The sequence below is a fragment of the Pontibacter sp. HSC-36F09 genome, from assembly GCF_024171605.1.
Taxonomy (GTDB): domain Bacteria; phylum Bacteroidota; class Bacteroidia; order Cytophagales; family Hymenobacteraceae; genus Pontibacter.
The window spans coordinates 1-2,408 of sequence record NZ_JALKAA010000017.1; the positions used below are offsets into that span (position 1 = coordinate 1).

At 61.7% G+C, this 2,408-nt stretch carries 2 protein-coding genes; both read left to right on the forward strand.

What is annotated here, in order from left to right:
- Positions 1 to 230 precede the first annotated feature (230 nt).
- A complete protein-coding gene (locus L1278_RS19460) occupies positions 231 to 995 on the forward strand; it encodes a tyrosine-type recombinase/integrase (RefSeq protein WP_253406687.1) in 765 nt (254 codons plus the stop codon).
- Positions 908 to 2,128 (forward strand): IS91 family transposase, encoded by a 1,221-nt coding sequence (locus L1278_RS19465; protein WP_371927385.1) that lies wholly within the window; start codon positions 908 to 910, stop codon positions 2,126 to 2,128. The genes L1278_RS19460 and L1278_RS19465 overlap by 88 nt, the downstream gene beginning before the upstream one ends.
- Positions 2,129 to 2,408: the final 280 nt, after the last annotated feature.

Below are 2,408 nucleotides of genomic sequence, written 5' to 3' on the forward strand. Positions count from 1 at the left end.
GGTTGCACTAAACCTTCGGTAGAGGGTTTTTAAAAAGCAGCGGATAAGCGTTACCTTCTGATTCACACTTAACTCTTACATAAGATGAAAAAAAAGAGCCTACCCTTATCCAGACTGCCTGTACTAATGTAGCGGGATTCCGCGAGCTTTACGAGAAGTTCCGAAAAAAAATCACCGTCGCCGGCCGCGGCCAGAGCACCCTCAAAAACTACAGCCACCACCTGGCCAAGGTGGCCCTGCACTTTAACTGCCTGCCCACTGAGCTGGACCCCGATCAGCTCAACGATTACCTCTACCTGGTCAAAGAGCAGCACAACACCCCCTCCAACTCCTACTTCAAGTTCACCGTCTACTCCCTGCGCTACGTCTTCCGCATGGAGGGCCTTAAGGACAAGCGCATCGAGCTGCCCGCCCTCAGGCGCGAGGGCAAGCTGCCTGTGGTGCTCAGCAAGCCCGAGGTCAGAAGGCTGCTCCGTGCTCCCAAGCTGCTCAAGCACCGCGTGCTTCTGGCCACCCTCTACGGCTGCGGGCTGCGCTGCAGCGAGGCCTGCAACCTCAAGCTCTCCGACCTGGACTTCGACCGCAGGATGCTGCACGTGCGCCAGGGAAAAGGGGGCAAGGACCGCTACGTGCCCCTGAGCGGCCACCTGATCCGCGGCCTGGAGGCCTACATACAGGCCGAGTGCCCGCAGACCTGGCTCTTCAACGGCCAGGTGCAGGACAGTGAGCAGGGGCTACTGGACAGGCGCTACAACACGGCTGGCGTGCAGTGGGTGGTGCGCTCGGCCCGCCGGGCGGCCGGCCTCGCAAAGCAGGTCACGCCCCACACCCTGCGCCATACCTTCGCCACCCACCTGCTCGAGGACGGCCTGGACATCGTCTCCATCAAGGACCTGCTGGGCCACGCCTGCATCGACACCACCATGGTCTACCTGCACGTGGCCCAGTCGGGAAGGAAAAAGCCCTTCTCCCCGCTGGACACCCTCTACTGCTAGTGCGGGCCAAGCACGAGGTGGCAGACGTCTTGCGTCTGCACTGGCCCCAGGTGGAGCAGCATGCCGGCATCAATTCCTGGCAGCTGCGCACGCTGGCGGCCATCATGCGCTGCCGCACCCGGGCCATGGGCGGCCATGTGGACGCCTGCTCGGACTGCGGCCAGGTGCGCGTCAGCTACAACTCCTGCCGCAACCGCCACTGCCCCAAGTGCCAGGGCCGCAGGCGCGAGCAGTGGATCCAGGCCCGCCAGGCAGAGCTGCTGCCCGTGCCCTACTTCCATGTAGTCTTCACCCTGCCCGACACGCTCAACCAGCTGGCCCTCCATCAGCCCAGGCTCGTCTACGACACCCTCTTTGAGGCCGCCTGGCAGACGCTGCTTGCCTTCGCCTCTGACAAAAAGCACCTGGGGGCAAGGCCGGGCATGGTGGCCGTGCTCCACACCTGGGGACAGACGCTGTCCTTGCACCCCCACCTGCACTGCATCGTGCCCGGTGGCGGGCTCAGTGAAAACGGCAGGTGGAAAGGAGCCCGCGGTAAGGGAAAGTACCTCTTCCCGGTGAAGGCCATGAGCCTGGTTTTCCGTGCCAAGTACGTGCAGCTGCTGAGGGAAAAATTGCCCGAGGTGGACAAGGGGTTGATCAGGGCGCTGTTCCAGAAACGGTGGGTGGTGTATGCCAAGCGCCCCTTCTCGGGGCCTGAGCACGTGGTCGAGTACCTGGGCCGCTACACCCACAAGATCGCCATCTCCAACCACCGGATAAAGGAGGTGGGCGAGCAGTCGGTGGGCTTCTCCTACAGGGACTACCGGCAGGGGGCCAAAAAGTTGGAGATGAAGCTCGGGGGCATGGAGTTCATCCGACGCTTCGCCCTGCACATCCTGCCACGGGGCTTTGTCAGGATACGCCACTACGGCATACTCAGCGGCACTAGCAAGGGGGCGGCCATTCCGGTGATCCGCCAGCAATTGCCCGAGAACAGGAGGCAAAAGCAGCCGGTCCGCCAGCTCGAGGAGTACAACCCGCTCGTGTGCCCCTGCTGCAAAAAGGAGACGATGCTCACCCTCCAGGTGCTGGCCAAACGAGGACCGCCACAGGGGCTGAGGACGCAGCGCAGGTACCGGGAGTTCGAGTAAGGAGATGAAAAAAACCACCCGAGAAGGTGGCCTGGCGAAGCTATGCCCATCTGGCAGAAAATGCCTTGAAAAGAGTAAAGATACTCTCCCGGAAAACAGCAGAAACACTGTATGTTATCCCTCCAGGCCCGCATCCGTTGGGCCAGCCAGCTACCAGATAGCCTGGGGCAAGTAGCTCAGGGGCAGGCCTCTTCCGACTTAAAACCCATAACGCGTCGCACGGTTAGTGCAACCACGGCTTCATTGTCGGCACTCCGTACCCAACGAAGCCTTAGTTGTT